The organism is Desulfovibrio sp. GTC20076 (assembly GCF_055385905.1).
The window spans coordinates 1193800-1209727 of record NZ_AP039366.1 but is presented as its reverse complement, the minus strand read 5'-3'; the positions used below and the strand labels follow the sequence as shown (position 1 = coordinate 1209727).

Here is a 15928-nt window from a genome sequence, read left to right as displayed (position 1 = left end):
CCGGAAGAAAAACAGGTGAAATTTTCAGACAATGTTTCACGCAAAAAAACGGTGGGAAATGCGCGTTTCGCATTTCCCACCGTTTTGCCGTAAATTGCGTAAAGCTTATACTGCGGCGATGGATTCGATCTCCACCTTGGCTCCCAGCGGCAGGGCGCTGACCTCTACGCAGGAGCGTGCGGGGCAGGGGGCGCTGAAATACTGCTGGTACACTTCGTTGACGGCGCCGAAGGTTTTGATGTCGGTAATGAAAACTGTTGTCTTCACGACATTCGCAGTAGTCAGGCCTTGTGATTCAAGGATTGCCAGCACATTCTTGCAGCACTGGATGGCCTGAGCCGCGGCGTCGCCTTCCACCAGTTTGCCGGTTGCCGGATCAATGGGGACCTGCCCGGAAAGAAATATGAAGTTGCCTGTTTTGATGGCCTGGCTGTACGGGCCAACGGCGGCAGGAGCCTTGTCTGTGCTGATGACTTCCTTATTCATGATTGCTCCTTTCAGCGGTACATGGGTAAAAGATTGAAAACAAAAAGCGTATGGCAAACAGCGACAAAGCAGCCATATGCCAGAAGCAGCGGCACTGTCAGGCGGCCGCCCGGCGTAGTGTACACGGCCTTGCCATAGCGCTTGCGGCTGTTGCTGAGCAAAAGGGCCGGTATGATGACTGCCCAGAATGCCGATGCCAGACCAGCCCAGCCGATGGCGGGCAAAAAGCCGTCAGGCCAGATAAGGCCCCCCAGGATAGGCGGAACAAAGGTGACCAACAGGGTCTTGGTTCTTCCGGAGCGGCTGTTGTCAAAATTGCACAGGTCGGCCATATAGTCAAAAAGTCCCAGGCCTGCTCCCAGAAAAGAAGTTGAAACGGCCAGAAGCGAAAATCCTTCAAGCATCCGCAGAATCAAAAAACTGCTCAGGTTGTTGCCTGCTGCGGCCATCAGGTCGCCAACGTTGCCGCCCGCTTCAATAACGCCTCTGAAGTCCGCGCGCGAAATGTTGCCGTCTGCGGCAGTCAGCCAGGATATATAGCAGACCATGGCCACGATTGTGCCGTAGCGCAGGCTCGCATCAATGGTGCGCGGCTCTTTGCCCATATACTTGACCAGGCTCGGAACAGAAGCGTGAAAACAGAAGGACGTCAGATAGGTGGAAACGGCCCCCCACAGAAAGATCATTTCTCCGCCGCTGCCACCACGGTCCAGCAGTGTGTCTACCTGCAAGTGGGTTATCATGCCGCTGACAGAAATAAAGTAAGATATGACCATGCCGCCCACAAGCAGGATGGAAAACTTGTCGACCGCTTCGGAACTCCACCAGATAAATACTGTGAGCAGCAGGGCGAATACAAGGCTGTTGAGCAGCCTCGGGGGCGCGGTGCCGGTTATGGAGGTAATGCTTTGCTCGATTATGGATCCGCCCCCGCTTACATAGGCATACACCAGGGTGTAGAGCACAAAGGCAACGGCGAAGCCATTCACGAGACTCCATTTGGGTCCCAGCAGTTCGCGGACCATTGTATGGAAGCTGTCCCCGGGTTCAAAATGCATGCTCACTTCCAGCAGTGCCTGGCTTGAACGCAGCATGATGATCCAGGAAATCAGCATCAGCCCGATTGACCACGAAAACCACATTCCGGCCGAGGCCATCGGTAAGGCCAGCATACCGGCGCCTATGGCCGTGCCGGCAACAAGAGTGGTGCCGCCAAGCACAGGAGAAAAGCGGAAGTCCATTACAGTTCCTTGTTTGGGGTGATATCCGTTGGGCGGGTATGAAAAAAATTGGAAAGCAGCGCTCCGGAAATGTTCTGCCATACGCTGTAGAGGGCGCCGGCGATGGCTGCCGCAGGTGAAAAGTGGGCCAGGGCAAGCGCAGTGGCAAGCCCGGAATTTTTGGTACCCACTGCAAGGCACAAGGCGCGGCCGGTGCTGCGGTCAAGCCGGAAAATCCGGGCCAGCAGGCTGCCCAAAGCAAGGCCGGCAAGATTGAGGCAGATGACGGCCATAAAAATATCCAGACCGGCCTGCAGGATGTTTGCGGCATTTATTGCCAGAATGCCTGCCACTACCAGTGTAATGGTCAGGGCGGAAAGCAGGGGCAAAAAGGGCAGGGCGCGACGGGTCAGGCCACCACAAAAACGGTGTGCCGCAAGGCCCATAAGTACGGGGACCACCACTATTTTGCTGATGGAAACCACAAGGCCGCCCACATCTACAGGTATCCACACGCCACCGAGAAGCCATGTAAGGGCAGGCATGAAGAGAAGAGCGAGAAAAGTACCTAGGGAGGTAAGTGTTACGGCATACGGCACATCGCCTTTGGCGATATAGGCCAGAACATTGGAGGCGGTGCCTCCGGGGGCTGTGCCAACGAGAACAAGGCCCATGGCCATGTCCGGCGGCAGGGAGCAGGCATGGCAAAAAACAAAGGCCAGCAGGGCCATCAGGCCAAACTGGGCGGCTATGCCCAGAGTGATATGGCGTGGGCGGGCCAGCACATGGCTGAAGTCTCCCACGCGTAGAGTCATGCCCATGCCGAACATGATAAGTCCGAGAAGCGGGGTAACGTATGGAGCAACCCACCGGAAAAGCTCAGGCCGCCAAAGGGCCAGAGCGGAACAGGCAATAACCACAAGGCCCATGTAGCGCGTGAGGGCGGCGCTGATGATGATCGCAAGACGCAACAAGTCTGTGTTTCCTCCGCCTGAGGCGTAGTATGCGGACATCGGCATACTGTCAGACTGGCGTGTGGATGGCAAGAGTGTGAACAAAAAAGTTACTATCAATAAATAGTTGGAAGTCATCAGCATGGCCTGCGTGGCAAATGTTCGGCCTGCGTCTCACTTGAAAAAGCTGCTCCAAGCAGATACTCTGTCTCTTTAGGAGCGCGCCCATTTGGCGCGCGTTTTCGCACCGCACCTTTGCCAAGGCGAAAACGTCACCAAATTTTGAGGAGCATCATGAGCAACGAACCGGACAAGATCATTTATTCCATGATCCGCGTGACCAAGCGCCACGGGCAGAAGGAAGTGCTGAAAGACATTTCCCTCTCCTATTTCTACGGAGCCAAAATTGGCGTGCTTGGTTTGAACGGCGCGGGTAAATCCAGCCTGCTGAGAATTCTGGCCGGTGTGGACCAGTCCTTTGACGGCAAGACCGTTCTGGCCCCTGGCTATACCATCGGCTATCTGGAGCAGGAACCGCTTGCCCACGAAACGCGCACTGTGCGCGAGGTGGTTGAAGACGGCGTGAGCGAACTCACGGCCATTGCCCGGCAGTTTGAAGAAATCAACGCCAAATTTGCCGAACCAATGGAACCCGACGAGATGGACGCGCTCATCACGCGACAGGCTGAAGTACAGGAACTCATGGATGCCAAAAACATATGGGACCTGGATTCGCGGCTTGAAATGGCCATGGACGCCCTGCGCTGCCCCCCCGGCGATATGCCAGTGCAGCAGATTTCAGGCGGGGAGCGCCGCCGTGTGGCCTTGTGCCGCCTGTTGCTGCAGAATCCCGACATCCTGTTGCTTGACGAACCTACCAACCATCTGGATGCGGAGTCGGTAGCCTGGCTTGAGCGGTATCTCTCCACATTCCCCGGTACAGTTATCGCAGTCACGCACGACCGCTATTTTCTTGACAACGTGGCCGGATGGATCCTTGAGCTTGACCGTGGCCGGGGCATTCCCTGGAAGGGCAACTATTCCTCCTGGCTCGAGCAGAAGCAGAAGCGCCTTGCCAATGAGGAGCGCAGCGAAGCTGAAAGGCAGAAAACCCTTCAGCGTGAACTGGAGTGGGTGCGCATGTCACCCAAGGGGCGCCATGCCAAAGGTAAGGCCCGTCTTAATGCTTACGAGGCCATGCTTTCTCATGAAAGTGAAAAGCGTGCGCCTGACCTTGAAATCTATATTCCCCCGGGACCGCGCCTTGGCAAAAGCGTTGTTGAACTCAGCGGCCTCGGCAAATCCATGGGCGACAGGATGCTCATGGACGGCGCCAACGCGCTGATTCCTCCTGGGGCGATTGTGGGTATTGTCGGTCCCAACGGCGCGGGTAAAACTACTCTGTTCAGGATGCTTGTGGGGCAGGAAACCCCTGACACCGGTACTCTCAAGGTCGGAGAAACGGTGCAGTTCGCCTATGTGGATCAGGGGCGTGAGTCTCTGACGCCCGGAAAAACCGTATACGAGCTTATCAGCGATGGTGCGGAAACCATCAGACTCGGCAACCGTGAAGTAAATGCTCGTGCCTACTGCACCCGTTTCAATTTTCACGGCGCCGATCAGCAGAAAAAAGTGGACGTGCTTTCCGGTGGCGAACGCAACCGTCTGCATTTGGCCCGCATGCTGAAATCCGGAGCCAACGTTCTGCTGCTTGACGAACCCACCAACGACATTGACGTCAACACCATGCGCGCCCTTGAGGATGCTCTCGACAACTTCGCGGGCTGCGTGCTGGTAATCAGCCACGACCGCTGGTTTCTCGACAGGGTGGCTACCCACATAATGGCTTTTGAAGACGAGGCCAATGTGGTCTTTGTTGAAGGCAACTACTCGGATTACGAGGAGGACCGCAAAAAACGTCTCGGTAAAGATGCCGATACGCCGCACCGCCTCAAATTCCGCAAACTGACACGATGAGCCTTGCCCCCGCGTCGGACAATCCGGCGCGGGGGCTGATCGCTCCGGAGGGCAGATGCATACAAGGGAAAAAACACAAAGCAGAATTCGTACACATGCAGCCGCTTCAGGCATAAGGGCTGCCCTGCTGGCCTTGCTGCTGGCAGTGATGGCAACCGGCAGCGCCTTGGCTGCCCAGGAAAAATCCTCTTCCGCCCCCATTGTCCCGGCATCTCCTGCCAGCCCGGTAGCAGCTATCCTTTCCCCCTCGGGCGGGCTGGTGCAGGTTGAAGAAACCCTGCCCGTCGTTATGAATGACGATATGGGGATCCTGAGCTTTGTGCTGCCTGGTGGTGCGGAAAATCTTCAGATCAGCGTTCCCGGTCATACCATTGCCCGCTGGACCTCCACGCCCCAGGCGTTGGAGCGTAAAGGGCATCTGGCCCATCTGCGGGCTGAATTGAGCACCGAAATAAATCAGGTCAACGGCAAGCTGGCCGCAGTCAAGGCTCAACTGGCCCTGTGGGAAACCCCGCCCGGCAGCAGCTCGTATCAGGACCTGACACAAAGAGAAAAAAAGCAGAGCAGCGCCATTCCCGAGCTGATCATTGAACAGGCTAACCTTGAAAGCCTGGTCGCAGTGCTCCGCCAGCAGTTGGATCAGATGCCGCTAAGCCCTGAAATGGGACAGCGTATCACCATCGCCCTGCGCAAACCCGTAACCGGCAAACAGTTGAAGGTGGCGTACAGCTATCAGTTGAACAACTGCGGCTGGCGCCCTGTATACAGCTTTGATGCCAGAACCGGCAGCGGCAAGAGCAATGAAACTTCCGTGCGGCTCATGGCCGAGATATGGCAGCTTTCCGGCATTGACTGGAGTGGCGCGCAGCTTACCCTCATTTCACGCGGTGAAGGCCCACGTGAGCCTGCGAGTCTGGGCAGATGGGTGATAGATTCCCAAGTCCCTGTTCCCCAGCCTGCCCGCGCAGCGCGCAAGACTTTTACCCGGGAGGCCGCAGTGGCGCTGTCGGTCGAGGCAGATGCTGTGCCTGCAGAACCCTCGGTCGTACATGACGGCAGTGCAGTTTTTGCGCGCTGGAACCTGGCTGTGCGTGGTCTGCCCGAAGGGCGTTCGCGACTGCTTATTGTTGAAGATATGTGGAAAACGCCTTTGCAGTGGCTGGCCCGCCCCATTGTGGGCGACAGCCGTGTGTGGCTTATGGGCAAATACAGCCTGCCGTCCGAACAGTCATGGCCGGACGGCGCAGCCGAATTCTGCGTAGATGGTCAGGGCGTTGGACAAGGATTTTTTACCCCGCGCGGTGGAGAGGCGACCCTGTACTTCGGTCCCGACCCCCGTGTGCATGTTAACGTGATCGTGAACAGCAAGCGGCGGGGCGAAAGCGGTTTTATAGAAAAAAGCCGTACCTGGACCTGGGCATGGACCTATGTGCTGACGAATACGCACAAGGACGCCATTAACGTACGGGTGGAGCGGCCCATGCCAATGATTGTCGATCAGGGTGTGTCTGTTTCCTATAATGATTCACCGGCTTCTCAGCAGGTGCCCGATGAGCACATGCTGCTGTGGAACATTGAAGTGCCCGGCGATGGCAAGGCTGAAATAAAGCACTCCGTGTCCATCACGTCTTCCAAAGAAATGCCGATGCTTACCGACATTCCTTAAGGAATGTGCAGGTTTTGATTCGTGCGATACAAGGCCGCCCCGTATTCGGGGCGGCCTTTGCAACAAAAGGCAGCATGGCTGTCCGTCAAAGGAGCGCTCTCTTGAATTTTACCCCTGTTTTTTTTGATCTGGACGGAACCATCACGGATTCTGAAGATGGAATAGTCAACTCTGTGCAGTATGCGCTGGAACACTTTGGTGTTTCCTTACCGCGGGAAAGCCTGATTCCTTTTATCGGGCCTCCTCTGCGCGATTCATTTTCAAAAATTTTCCCCAATGATCCGAAAAAAGTGGAAAAGATCGTTGGTAAATACAGAGAATATTACACTGACCGGGGTATTTTCGAAAACCGTCTTTATGACGGCATAAGCGATCTTTTGCGCGATCTGGCAGAAGAGGGGCGTGTTCTGGCGCTTGCCACTTCCAAGCCCGAAACGTTTGCCCTGCGTATTGTGGAGCACTTTGACATAGCACGCTACTTTTCGTGTGTCGCCGGGGCAGAACTGAGTGGGCCGCGTAATAACAAGCCGGCTGTATTGCGCTACGCTTGCGATCGCCTGGGTGTGGTTCCTTCTGCATCCTGCCTGATGGTCGGGGACCGCAAGTATGATGTAGCCGGTGCGCATGAGGTAGGGATGCCGTGTGCCGCGGTTTTATACGGATATGGCCCGGAAAAGGAACTGAAAGAGGCCGGGGCCGATTGGTTGTGCCCTGACGTGAAATCCTTGCGGGTCCTTTTGCAGCAACGGAATTGAAGAAAAAAGTGCAGAGCAGGCTGTGCTGCCTCTCAGCTTTTTTCAGGCTGGGTACTGCGGGGTTTTATGTCCCGGCTATTTTAGAGCAGTTAACGCTTCAAATGATTACTTGATGGTCGGCAAAGCCGCCCTACAATCATTTGGCTACAAGGATCTGCCTCCAAATCCTTGTCGGGCATTTCAAGTGTGAAATGCGCCAAGAGCGCTCTTCGGCGTTCAACCGTGGCAGGCGCATGCTGGCAAGCTCCGTCCACAAGTACTCCGCAGGGACTGAAGCAATCGGCCATTGCGGCGAACGCCTGCTCGCGCGGCCGCCGAAACAGGACGGGGAGCATGGCCTTATTGCCAAGCCTGAGACAAAAGCGCTGTAATATCCATTTTTTCGGCATCAATCCCAGTAAGGGAGCGCTCAATCTCAAGTCCGTGCTCTTTGCTCAGGTCCAGAAATGCCGGACTGATAGATCTGCCGAGAGGGTCAAAGGCTATAATAACGCAGGGCTGTGCGGGAAAGCTGGGGTTTGAGCGGCAAACAATACCCTGTTCGCCGCTGGATAGCTGTACCGGCGTACCAACGGGATAAATGCCCATCATCTTGATGAAGCGCTCCACATAACCTGGAGCCCAGGCCTGACCGCGCATCTTGTACATGACAGCCAGGGCAACATTGGCCGGCATGGGGGTTTTGTACACCCGCTTGGCCGAAAGGGCGTCATAGTTGTCGCTTACTGAAAGAATGCGTCCGTAGATGCCGATCTTTTTTCCTGCCAGCCGATAGGGATATCCTGTGCCGTTATGCTTCTCATGGTGCTGCGCAACAGCCTGCAAAACCTCCGGAGGCATGTTGTCTGCCTTTTTCAGCTGATTATAGCCCAGAATCACATGAGACTGCATGATCTCTTGTTCGTTGGGCGTAAGCCTGCGCGGAGCATTGAGAATCTCCTGCGGAATGAACGCCTTGCCAAAATCGTGAAACAGACCGGCCATGCCCACCAGATGAAGTTTTTCTTCAGGCAGGCCAAGGTAATGCGCATAGGCCACTGCAAAAATGGTCACATTGACCGAATGGGTAAAGGTATATTCGTCAGAACTTTTGAGCTTGGACAGTGAAACAAGCGCGTCCACATTGCGGTTAAGGCTGTTGACAATGGATTCTACGTAAGGCTGGGAAGCCGCAACATCAATAGCACCCCCTTGTGCGGCCTGCATGAGGCTGCGCACATGGTCAAAAGAGTCTGCATAGATTGCAGTGGCTTTGGGGATTTCTTCGTCCAGAGAGACCAGGGGGGCCTTGGGATCAGGCCAGACATCTTCTTCCTGAGCGGTTACGAGCTCATCCATCTGGCGAAAACGTGAAGGGTCGTGATAGGCTTCTGTGTAGCCCTGGCTGATAATATGGTCGATCTCTTCACGTGACGTGATAAGCCCTTCTTCCATATACACTAGAGGGGCCTTGATCCATGAAAGGCCGGGATTGACGAGATACATCCCGGGTACGATGTCGGCAACAGTTATTTTTACTGACGCCATGGCTAAAAATACCCTATGGCCGACCACGGTACTATGCTACCGTGGCCGGGTTTTCAAATATGAGGGGGATTAGCCGATGTCCCAATCAAGCCCGAAGGTATCGTGCAGGATGCGGACGGCCAGTTCAACGTATTTTTCCTGAATCAGGATTGTGATCTTGATTTCAGAGGTGCTTATCATGAGGATATTGATGCCTTCATGAGTGAGGGCAGCGAAGGTGCGGGCAGCAACTCCGGAATGGTTGCGCATGCCCACACCGATGGCGGACACCTTTGCCACACTTACGTCGTGCAGAATTTCTGAGGCACCGGTCTTTTCGGCCACAGCTTCCATCACTTCGAGCGTTTGCTGCAGGTCTTTACGCGAGATGGTAAAGGTAATGTCTGTATGGCCATCCAGGCTCGTGTTCTGCACGATCATATCAACAAGGATGCCTTTTTCGGAAAGCGGACCGAATACGGCGGCGGCCATTCCCGGTACATCCGGCAGATCGCGAATGGTTACGCGGGCTTGATCTTTATCATAGGCGATGCCGGAAACAAGAACGGCTTCCATTGTGGAATCCTCCTGAGTAACGAGAGTGCCGGGATCACTACTGAATGTGGAGCGTACCCGTACGGGAACTTTATATTTTTTGGCAAATTCTACTGAGCGGATGTGCAGAACCTTGGCCCCCATGCTGGCCATTTCCAGCATTTCTTCATAGGCCACACGGTCCATTTTGCGGGCGGTGGAGCAGATGTTGGGGTCTGTGGTGTAAACGCCATCCACATCTGTGTAGATTTCGCATTCGGCGGAACCCATGGCCGCAGCAAGAGCCACTGCCGAAGTGTCTGATCCACCCCGTCCGAGAGTCGTGATACGGCCGTTTTCAGTACAGCCCTGAAAACCTGCAACTACCAGCACGTCATGATCTTTCAGAAAGCCATACAAGGCCTTGCTGTTGATGGAAAGAATACGCGCGCGGCCAAAATCATCATCGGTTGTAATGGGAATCTGCCAGCCCAGCAAAGACCGGGCGCGAATGCCGGCATCCTTGAGCAGCATGGTGAACAGGCTGATGGAAACCTGTTCGCCGGTGGCCACAAGGGCATCGCATTCCGCACTGTCGGGGGTGCCCGACCATTCGCCGGCCAGAGCAAGAAGCTGGTTGGTTTCGCCGGCTCTGGCCGACAGTACGGCTATAACCTTATAGCCCTTTTCCAGACCGTGCAGAACCTTTTCCCGCACCTGCTTCATAGATTCAAGCTTGGCTACCGACGTGCCGCCAAACTTTTGCACCAAAATTTTCATGCCTGTATCCATTGCCCACAATCCTTCACAGTGTACAACAGGCCAATTGCGCGAACGCAGTTCTGTCGCGTTCAGACTTTGCTTACAGTCCATTGCTCGCACAAATGGCGCAACAGGGCCTCGGCCTTAAAGCCGGAGGCTTGCAGCGTCAATAAGTGACCTTCTTCGCATGCCTTCAAGGCGATGTCCAGATATTCTTCCGGCCGCTCCTGATCCGGCAGAAACTCTGCCCATTCAATTATAATTAAAGTACGCAGGTTATCAAGAGCTTCCAGCAGGTCTTCGGGCAAGGATCCCGGGCAGCGGTAAAGGTCGCAGTGCAGTACGGGCGGCACTGTGGGATAATGGTTGCACAGAGTAAAAGAGGGGCTGGCGACCTCTGCCTCTGTGCCGCCGGGTAAACCCAGAACCATAAAGCGTGTCAGCGTTGTTTTGCCGCTGCCGAGATCTCCGCGCAGCAAAAGGGTTTTCACTTCGGGAGCGTTTTCCAGGGCGCGCACGAGCAGGTCGGCAAAACAGCGGGTATCATCAAGGGTGGCAAGAGTTATCTGGGCCATGCAAGGTCATCTTCCTGGTCTTGGCTGATGGTGTGAAAAACATGAGGCAGGGCATCCGCGATGGCTGCGGCCGTATTGCCGCGCACGGGCCACTGATGGGCAAGTGAGCGCCCGGCCAGGGCGTGCAGGGCCACACCTTGTCCGGCCACGATAAGGGACGGCCCTCCGGGAAAGGCGTGTTCCGGATTGGAACTATATGTGAAACCCGGCTTTGAGGCCAGCAGGCCGCCCAGGCAACCTGCCAGTACATCGCCCGAACCGCCTATGGCCAACTGCGGCACGTCATATGGGCAAATGCCGGTAGGGCTTTCCTTTTGCCGCACCAGAGTTCCGGCTCCTTTAAGGATGTTGACTCCACGGTTGAGCGAACAGAGTCCGTCCAGCGCAGCCCATCTGTCAGCCTGCACCGCCTGGGCGGAGAGCCCCAGGAGCATGGCGGCTTCACCGGGGTGGGGTGTGAGGATGTCTTCTTCCTGCACTGCGTCCAGGAGGTCACGCTCCTGTGCCATTACGGCCAGGGCGTCTGCGTCAAAAACCGTAGGAGGGCGGCGAAGCATCATCAGGGCGCGTAAAAAGGCGGCGGCATCCCGGCCACGGCCCAGGCCAGGGCCTACTACCAGAGCGCTGCTGCGTTGCAGCAGGGCGGCAAGGGAGTCTGGAATGCTTGTGGGCCAATCGTGATCGCTGTCTTTCAGGGCAAGCGTCATTATTTCAGGCCAGCCGCACCTGATGTCGGCTGCTGCTCCGGCAGGGGCCGCTGCTGTTACAAGGCCGGCTCCAGCTCTTAAGGATGCGCGGGAGGCCAAGTGCGCCGCTCCGGCATATCCTGACGCGCCGCCAAGGACAAGTACATGCCCATATGTGTTTTTGAAACTGTTTTCAGGCAGGCTGGCAGGAGAGCCAGGTTGCCCAATGCAACGCGCATCAATAAGATATGCCGAGCAGGGGGCGTTGCGGCGTACTATGGACGGTAGGCCGATGTCACATACGTGCACCCGGCCTGACCAGGGGCGTGCGCAGGGAAGGGCCAGTCCCGGTTTGCCCGCGACGAAGCTTGCGGTGGCCGTGGCCCGCACAGCTTCAGGTTGCGGTTGCCCCGTGCGCGCATTCAGCCCTGAAGGAATATCGAGCGCCAGCACCAGCCGCTGTGGGGCAAGGCTGTTGACGGTTTCAATAAGGGCCTGTGTTTGTGGGCGCAGCAAACCGCTGAAGCCCGTTCCCATGATGCCGTCAATAATAATATGGGGCAGGTGATCCGGGGGGAGCCGCCACTTGCCCCTGTTCCAGCGTAGCGGAAAAAAAGGCACGCCCGAAGCCCTGGCAATGGCGACGTGTCTGGCGCACGCGCCCTTGCAGTGGCGCAGGGGCTTTGCGTGGAGGACCACAGGACGGGCGTGGGCATCAACAAGGTGGCGCGCAAGGCAGACGGCATCGCCGCCGTTGTTGCCGCTGCCCATGAAAAGCCATATGCTTTTTCCCGCAAGGTCCGGGCAGTAGCGGCGCAGGAGATGCAGTGCAGCCCGCGCAGCATTTTCCATAAGCAGGATTTCGGGCAGGCCGAGGTCTGCCGCGCCCTTGTCCCAGGCACGCATTTCTTCAGGCAGGGGCAGGGGAGGGAAAAAGGGTGGGGGGCAGGCAGGAGCGGGCATTATAACGCCTCCAGAACTACCACGGCCACGGCAGATGAGCGGTCATGGCTGATCGATACATGGCAAGAGGTCACGCCCAGATCCCGGGCGCATTGCAGGGCGGCCCCATGCAGGCGCAGTTGCGGTTTGCCGCCGGAAGTTGCTACTGTTTCCACAAGAGTGGGACCGATCCCCTGGCTGAAACCCGTTCCCAATGCTTTCACGGCGGCCTCCTTGACCGCAAAACGCCCGGCTATGTAATTGACGGTCAGAGTGGGCATTGCGGCCATCTCTTCGGGGCTGAGAACTTTTTCGGCAAAGCGGCGTCCGAAGCGTGTGAGGCTTTTTTCTATGCGCGCAAGCTCAACAATATCAACACCCAAGCCGACAATCATGCGTCATCGCTCCGTTGTGAAAAAAAGTATATTTCAGGGGAATACCCCCTAAAGGGCTGGTTGCCCAATGAAAAAAAATGTCGTATATGCGGCCATTCGGAAAACTATTTTGACCCGTTCCTGGCTGTAACGTCAAGGGCGCAGCCAGGTCAGGACGCAGGAGAACGTCATATATGAAATTGTGCATTATCGGCACCGGCTATGTTGGTCTGGTCAGCGCCGCCTGCTTTGCGGAAATGGGCAATACCGTAACGTGCGTTGATGTGAATCCCGAAGTGGTAAAAAAGCTGAATGCGGGATCTGTGCATATATTTGAACCCGGCCTTGAGCCGATGGTGCGCCACAGTCGCGCAGACGGGCGGCTGACCTTCACTACCAGGCTTGAAGAAGGCATTGCCCAGGCTGATTGTGCCTTTATTTGTGTAGGCACGCCGCCGCAACCTGACGGCTCGTGCGACTTGAGCTTTGTCCGGCAGGTTGCCAGAGAAATCGGCCAGTACATGCAGAAAGACATGGTAGTTGTGGATAAGTCCACTGTACCTGTGGGAACTGCGGACGAAGTGCGCGGCCTCATTGACAAGGAATTGAAAAATCGTGGCGTGGATTTGCATGTGGATGTGGTTTCCAATCCAGAGTTTCTTAAAGAAGGCGATGCCATTGCCGACTTTATGAAGCCTGACCGCGTGGTCATCGGTACGGATTCGGAGAAGGCCGCTACCCTTATGCGTGAGCTTTACTCACCGTTTGCCCGCACCCGGGATAAAATCATTGTTATGGGCGTGCGCAGTGCGGAAATGACCAAGTACGCGGCCAACTGCATGCTTGCCACGAAAATTTCATTTATCAATGAAATTGCCACCATCTGCGAACAGGTGGGCGCGGATGTGCGTGATGTGCGCACGGGCATCGGCTCGGATTCCCGTATCGGCTATCAGTTCATCTACCCCGGCGTGGGGTACGGCGGCTCGTGCTTTCCCAAGGACGTAAAGGCGCTTATCCGCACTGCGGAAAACGCGGGGGTCGAGCCGAGGCTGCTCAACGCGGTTGAGGCCGTCAATGCCAGACAGAAAAAATATATGGCTGCCCGGGTGGAAGAATACTTTGCGCCGCAGGGAGGCGTGGCAGGCAAAACCCTGACCATGTGGGGACTGGCCTTCAAGGCCAACACCGATGATATGCGTGAAGCCGCCGCCATTACCATTATCAATGAGCTGACGGCCAAAGGCATGAAAATTCGTGCATTTGACCCCGTTGCCGCTGACAATGCCCGTAGTATCTTTGCGGATAACAAGCTGGTAGAGATCGTGGATGACCAGTACGCGGCCTGCCAGGGCGCACAGGGCCTTATGGTTGTGACGGAATGGAACCAGTTCCGCAATCCCGACTTTGAAAAAGTACGCGGGCTGCTGACGGCGCCTCTGCTGTTCGATGGGCGTAACCTGTACTCTCCTTCCGCCATGGCCGAGCGCGGCTTTGCCTATTTTTGCATCGGCCGGGCAAGCGTTTAGCTTATAAGCTGCGCCGGATTGCAATGGCCTTGCAGTACGCCAAGGGGGGTGAACGAATCACGTTCACCCCCCTTTTTGTATATGTAAAGATGGTCGCCGTCGTGCTGTATATGGCGTTGGCCTGTCAATACGGTGCAGCACCAGCCTGCTGCAGGATAGTTTTGTCTGAAGCCCTGCCTGCTTGGCAGGTTTTTTATCCAAGCATGGACACACCTGGCACGAGCGGCACGATGGACATTGCTGCCCCTGGGTACGTGCATCCTGTAGTCAGCCCTGTTTCAGGGGCGACAACACATTGCATGCCCGGCGCTGCTGAAGTATACCTTTCAGAGTGAACAACCCTATTTTATTCGGGCAAGAAACTATGCAGCAGACAGATCCTGTTCATGATAGTGTAAAAAATCATCACGAGCAGCAGCTCAGCCTTTTATATGAGCTTGCGCAGATCATGAATTTCACGACAGATTTGACTCAGGCTCTGGATAAGGCGTTAAAGCTCATGGCCAGGCAACTGCACATGATGCGCGGGGCCATTACCCTCATCTCGCCGCATACTGGCGAGATACGAACAGAGGCGGGCTACGGCCTGAAACCTGCTGAACTACGGCGCGGCCGTTACGTGCGCGGTGAAGGCATCACGGGCAGAGTTATTGAAAGCGGCCGCCCCATGTACATCTCCAATGTATCTGAAGAACCGCTGTTTCTTAACCGTACCCGTTCACGCGATTTGAGCAAGGAAGGCATTTCCTTTATATGTGTGCCCATTCGTCTCAATGATCAGGTTGTGGGCGCGCTTTCTGTGGATCATCTGTTAGTGGATGAAGCTACCCTTGAAGATGAAATGCGCCTTCTGACCATAGTATCCACGCTTCTTGGGCATGCCGCGCTGGAAACTCAGGGGCGCATGGACGAAGAAACGTCCTCCCCCCTGCGCCCCAGAGGGTTTGTAGGCAATTCCGAGGGGATGCAAAAAGTCTATGCCCAGATAGCCCAGGTGGCTCCCTCAGTAACAACGGTATTTCTTCAGGGTGAGTCGGGTACGGGTAAAGAGCTTGCCGCCCGTGCCATTCACTCAGGCAGCGCCCGTGCCGGTAAGCCATTTATTTCTCTCAATTGTGCGGCCTTGCCGGAAAATCTGATAGAGAGCGAACTGTTTGGTCATGAGCGCGGGGCTTTTACCGGGGCCAGCGCCACGCGCAAGGGACGGTTTGAACTGGCCCACGGCGGCACACTGTTTCTTGATGAAGTGGGCGAGCTGTCTCTCATGACCCAGGCCAAGCTTTTGCGTGTCTTGCAGGAGCGTGCCTTTGAGCGCCTGGGCGGAATGGAAACCCATTATGTGGACGTACGTTTTATCACTGCCACCAACAGGAATCTTGAACACATGGTTGCCAAGGAAAGCTTCCGGCGCGACCTTTTTTACCGGCTGAACGTGTTTCCCATCTATCTGCCTCCGCTGCGGGGGCGGCCTGAAGATATACTTCCGCTTGCCAACCATTTTATCAGAAAATTTGCTCAGGCCAATGGACGGGAAAACGTACGTCTTTCTTTGTCTGTGATGGATATGCTGCAACGTTACGCATGGCCGGGCAACATTCGCGAACTGGAAAATGTCATGGAAAGGGCGGTACTGCTTTTGGGCCGTGAAGGCCTTGTTTTGCCGCAACACCTGCCCCCGGCTTTGCATGGAGCACACTGCGCCGGTATAAGCGGAGAGAGCGCCTGTGCAGCGCGCCCAGGATTTTCCGGCAGCCTGCAGGATCAGCTGGATGAGCTTGAACGGGCTTCCATAGTCGAAGCTCTGGAATTCAGCCAGGGCCAAATGGGCAAGGCCGCTGCGAGCCTTGGCCTGACAGAGCGTATCATGGCGTTACGCATGAAAAAATATGAGATCAATTATAAGGAATTCCGTCCCAGGCATAACCGTTCATAGCCTGTTGCAGCCCCGTCATTACTTTTGGGG

At 55.9% G+C, this 15928-nt stretch carries 13 protein-coding genes; 5 read left to right on the top strand and 8 right to left on the bottom strand.

The genetic code is table 11. The features are described 5' to 3' along the window. Nucleotides 1-105: 105 nt before the first annotated feature. Genes ACZ495_RS05295 through ACZ495_RS05285 form a run of 3 tightly spaced genes read right to left on the bottom strand, consistent with a single transcriptional unit; the run spans nt 106 to nt 2680 of the window. Nucleotides 106-486 (bottom strand): RidA family protein, encoded by a 381-nt coding sequence (locus tag ACZ495_RS05295; protein WP_072312062.1) that lies wholly within the window; start codon nt 484-486, stop codon nt 106-108. 11 nt (nt 487-497) lie between these two features. Further along, entirely contained in the window at nt 498-1727 is a 1230-nt protein-coding gene (locus ACZ495_RS05290; protein WP_464262771.1) for an aromatic amino acid transport family protein, read from the bottom strand. After that, nucleotides 1727-2680 carry a bile acid:sodium symporter family protein gene (locus ACZ495_RS05285; protein WP_464262770.1) on the bottom strand — a complete coding sequence of 318 codons (954 nt, stop codon included), beginning with the start codon at nt 2678-2680 and terminating at the stop codon, nt 1727-1729. The genes ACZ495_RS05290 and ACZ495_RS05285 overlap by 1 nt, the downstream gene beginning before the upstream one ends. A gap of 273 nt (nt 2681-2953) precedes the next feature. On the opposite strand from ACZ495_RS05285, the gene ettA reads away from it, so the two are divergent. The 3 genes from ettA to ACZ495_RS05270 all read left to right on the top strand — a co-directional run bounded on the left by ettA (nt 2954) and on the right by ACZ495_RS05270 (nt 7057). Then, nucleotides 2954-4636: an energy-dependent translational throttle protein EttA gene (ettA, locus tag ACZ495_RS05280; protein ID WP_012624766.1), complete on the top strand. Its 1683-nt coding sequence runs from the start codon at nt 2954-2956 to the stop codon at nt 4634-4636. A gap of 55 nt (nt 4637-4691) precedes the next feature. After that, nucleotides 4692-6302: a DUF4139 domain-containing protein gene (locus ACZ495_RS05275; RefSeq protein WP_464262769.1), complete on the top strand. Its 1611-nt coding sequence runs from the start codon at nt 4692-4694 to the stop codon at nt 6300-6302. Between the two features lie 101 nt (nt 6303-6403). Then, nucleotides 6404-7057 carry an HAD family hydrolase gene (locus ACZ495_RS05270; protein ID WP_072312064.1) on the top strand — a complete coding sequence of 218 codons (654 nt, stop codon included), beginning with the start codon at nt 6404-6406 and terminating at the stop codon, nt 7055-7057. A 339-nt stretch (nt 7058-7396) separates the two neighbouring features. Here the strand turns inward: ACZ495_RS05270 and ACZ495_RS05265 are convergent, their stop codons facing one another. The 5 genes from ACZ495_RS05265 to ACZ495_RS05245 form a co-directional block, all read right to left on the bottom strand. Then, complete coding sequence (locus ACZ495_RS05265; RefSeq protein ID WP_012624769.1) at nt 7397-8584, bottom strand: HD-GYP domain-containing protein; 1188 nt, start codon at nt 8582-8584, stop codon at nt 7397-7399. Between the two features lie 69 nt (nt 8585-8653). Next, nucleotides 8654-9877, bottom strand: a complete 1224-nt coding sequence (locus tag ACZ495_RS05260; protein WP_072312074.1) for an aspartate kinase — start codon at nt 9875-9877, stop codon at nt 8654-8656. Between the two features lie 71 nt (nt 9878-9948). Further along, on the bottom strand, nt 9949-10434 hold the full coding sequence (tsaE, locus tag ACZ495_RS05255) for a tRNA (adenosine(37)-N6)-threonylcarbamoyltransferase complex ATPase subunit type 1 TsaE (RefSeq protein ID WP_012624771.1): 486 nt from the start codon (nt 10432-10434) through the stop codon (nt 9949-9951). Beyond that, nucleotides 10422-12083, bottom strand: a complete 1662-nt coding sequence (locus ACZ495_RS05250) for an NAD(P)H-hydrate dehydratase (RefSeq protein ID WP_464262768.1) — start codon at nt 12081-12083, stop codon at nt 10422-10424. The genes tsaE and ACZ495_RS05250 overlap by 13 nt, the downstream gene beginning before the upstream one ends. After that, nucleotides 12083-12457 (bottom strand): holo-[acyl-carrier-protein] synthase, encoded by a 375-nt coding sequence (locus ACZ495_RS05245; RefSeq protein ID WP_012624773.1) that lies wholly within the window; start codon nt 12455-12457, stop codon nt 12083-12085. Before ACZ495_RS05245 ends, ACZ495_RS05250 begins: the two co-directional genes overlap by 1 nt. Before the next feature lie 173 nt (nt 12458-12630). On the opposite strand from ACZ495_RS05245, the gene ACZ495_RS05240 reads away from it, so the two are divergent. Both ACZ495_RS05240 and ACZ495_RS05235 read left to right on the top strand, forming a co-directional pair. Next, nucleotides 12631-13965 carry a UDP-glucose dehydrogenase family protein gene (locus tag ACZ495_RS05240; protein WP_464262767.1) on the top strand — a complete coding sequence of 445 codons (1335 nt, stop codon included), beginning with the start codon at nt 12631-12633 and terminating at the stop codon, nt 13963-13965. Nucleotides 13966-14329: 364 nt separating this feature from the next. Next, nucleotides 14330-15898, top strand: a complete 1569-nt coding sequence (locus ACZ495_RS05235; protein WP_012624775.1) for a sigma-54 interaction domain-containing protein — start codon at nt 14330-14332, stop codon at nt 15896-15898. Nucleotides 15899-15928: the final 30 nt, after the last annotated feature.

Excerpts from the sequence above, each read along its gene's own strand:
- ACZ495_RS05250 (WP_464262768.1), bottom strand. The coding sequence starts at position 12,083 with ATGCCCGCTCCTGCCTGCCCCCCACCCTTTTTCCCTCCCCTGCCCCTG.
- ACZ495_RS05245 (WP_012624773.1), bottom strand. The coding sequence starts at position 12,457 with ATGATTGTCGGCTTGGGTGTTGATATTGTTGAGCTTGCGCGCATAGAA.
- ACZ495_RS05265 (WP_012624769.1), bottom strand. The coding sequence starts at position 8,584 with ATGGCGTCAGTAAAAATAACTGTTGCCGACATCGTACCCGGGATGTAT.
- tsaE (WP_012624771.1), bottom strand. The coding sequence starts at position 10,434 with ATGGCCCAGATAACTCTTGCCACCCTTGATGATACCCGCTGTTTTGCC.
- ettA (WP_012624766.1), top strand. The coding sequence starts at position 2,954 with ATGAGCAACGAACCGGACAAGATCATTTATTCCATGATCCGCGTGACC.
- ACZ495_RS05235 (WP_012624775.1), top strand. The coding sequence starts at position 14,330 with ATGCAGCAGACAGATCCTGTTCATGATAGTGTAAAAAATCATCACGAG.
- ACZ495_RS05240 (WP_464262767.1), top strand. The coding sequence starts at position 12,631 with ATGAAATTGTGCATTATCGGCACCGGCTATGTTGGTCTGGTCAGCGCC.
- ACZ495_RS05295 (WP_072312062.1), bottom strand. The coding sequence starts at position 486 with ATGAATAAGGAAGTCATCAGCACAGACAAGGCTCCTGCCGCCGTTGGC.
- ACZ495_RS05290 (WP_464262771.1), bottom strand. The coding sequence starts at position 1,727 with ATGGACTTCCGCTTTTCTCCTGTGCTTGGCGGCACCACTCTTGTTGCC.
- ACZ495_RS05260 (WP_072312074.1), bottom strand. The coding sequence starts at position 9,877 with ATGAAAATTTTGGTGCAAAAGTTTGGCGGCACGTCGGTAGCCAAGCTT.
- ACZ495_RS05275 (WP_464262769.1), top strand. The coding sequence starts at position 4,692 with ATGCATACAAGGGAAAAAACACAAAGCAGAATTCGTACACATGCAGCC.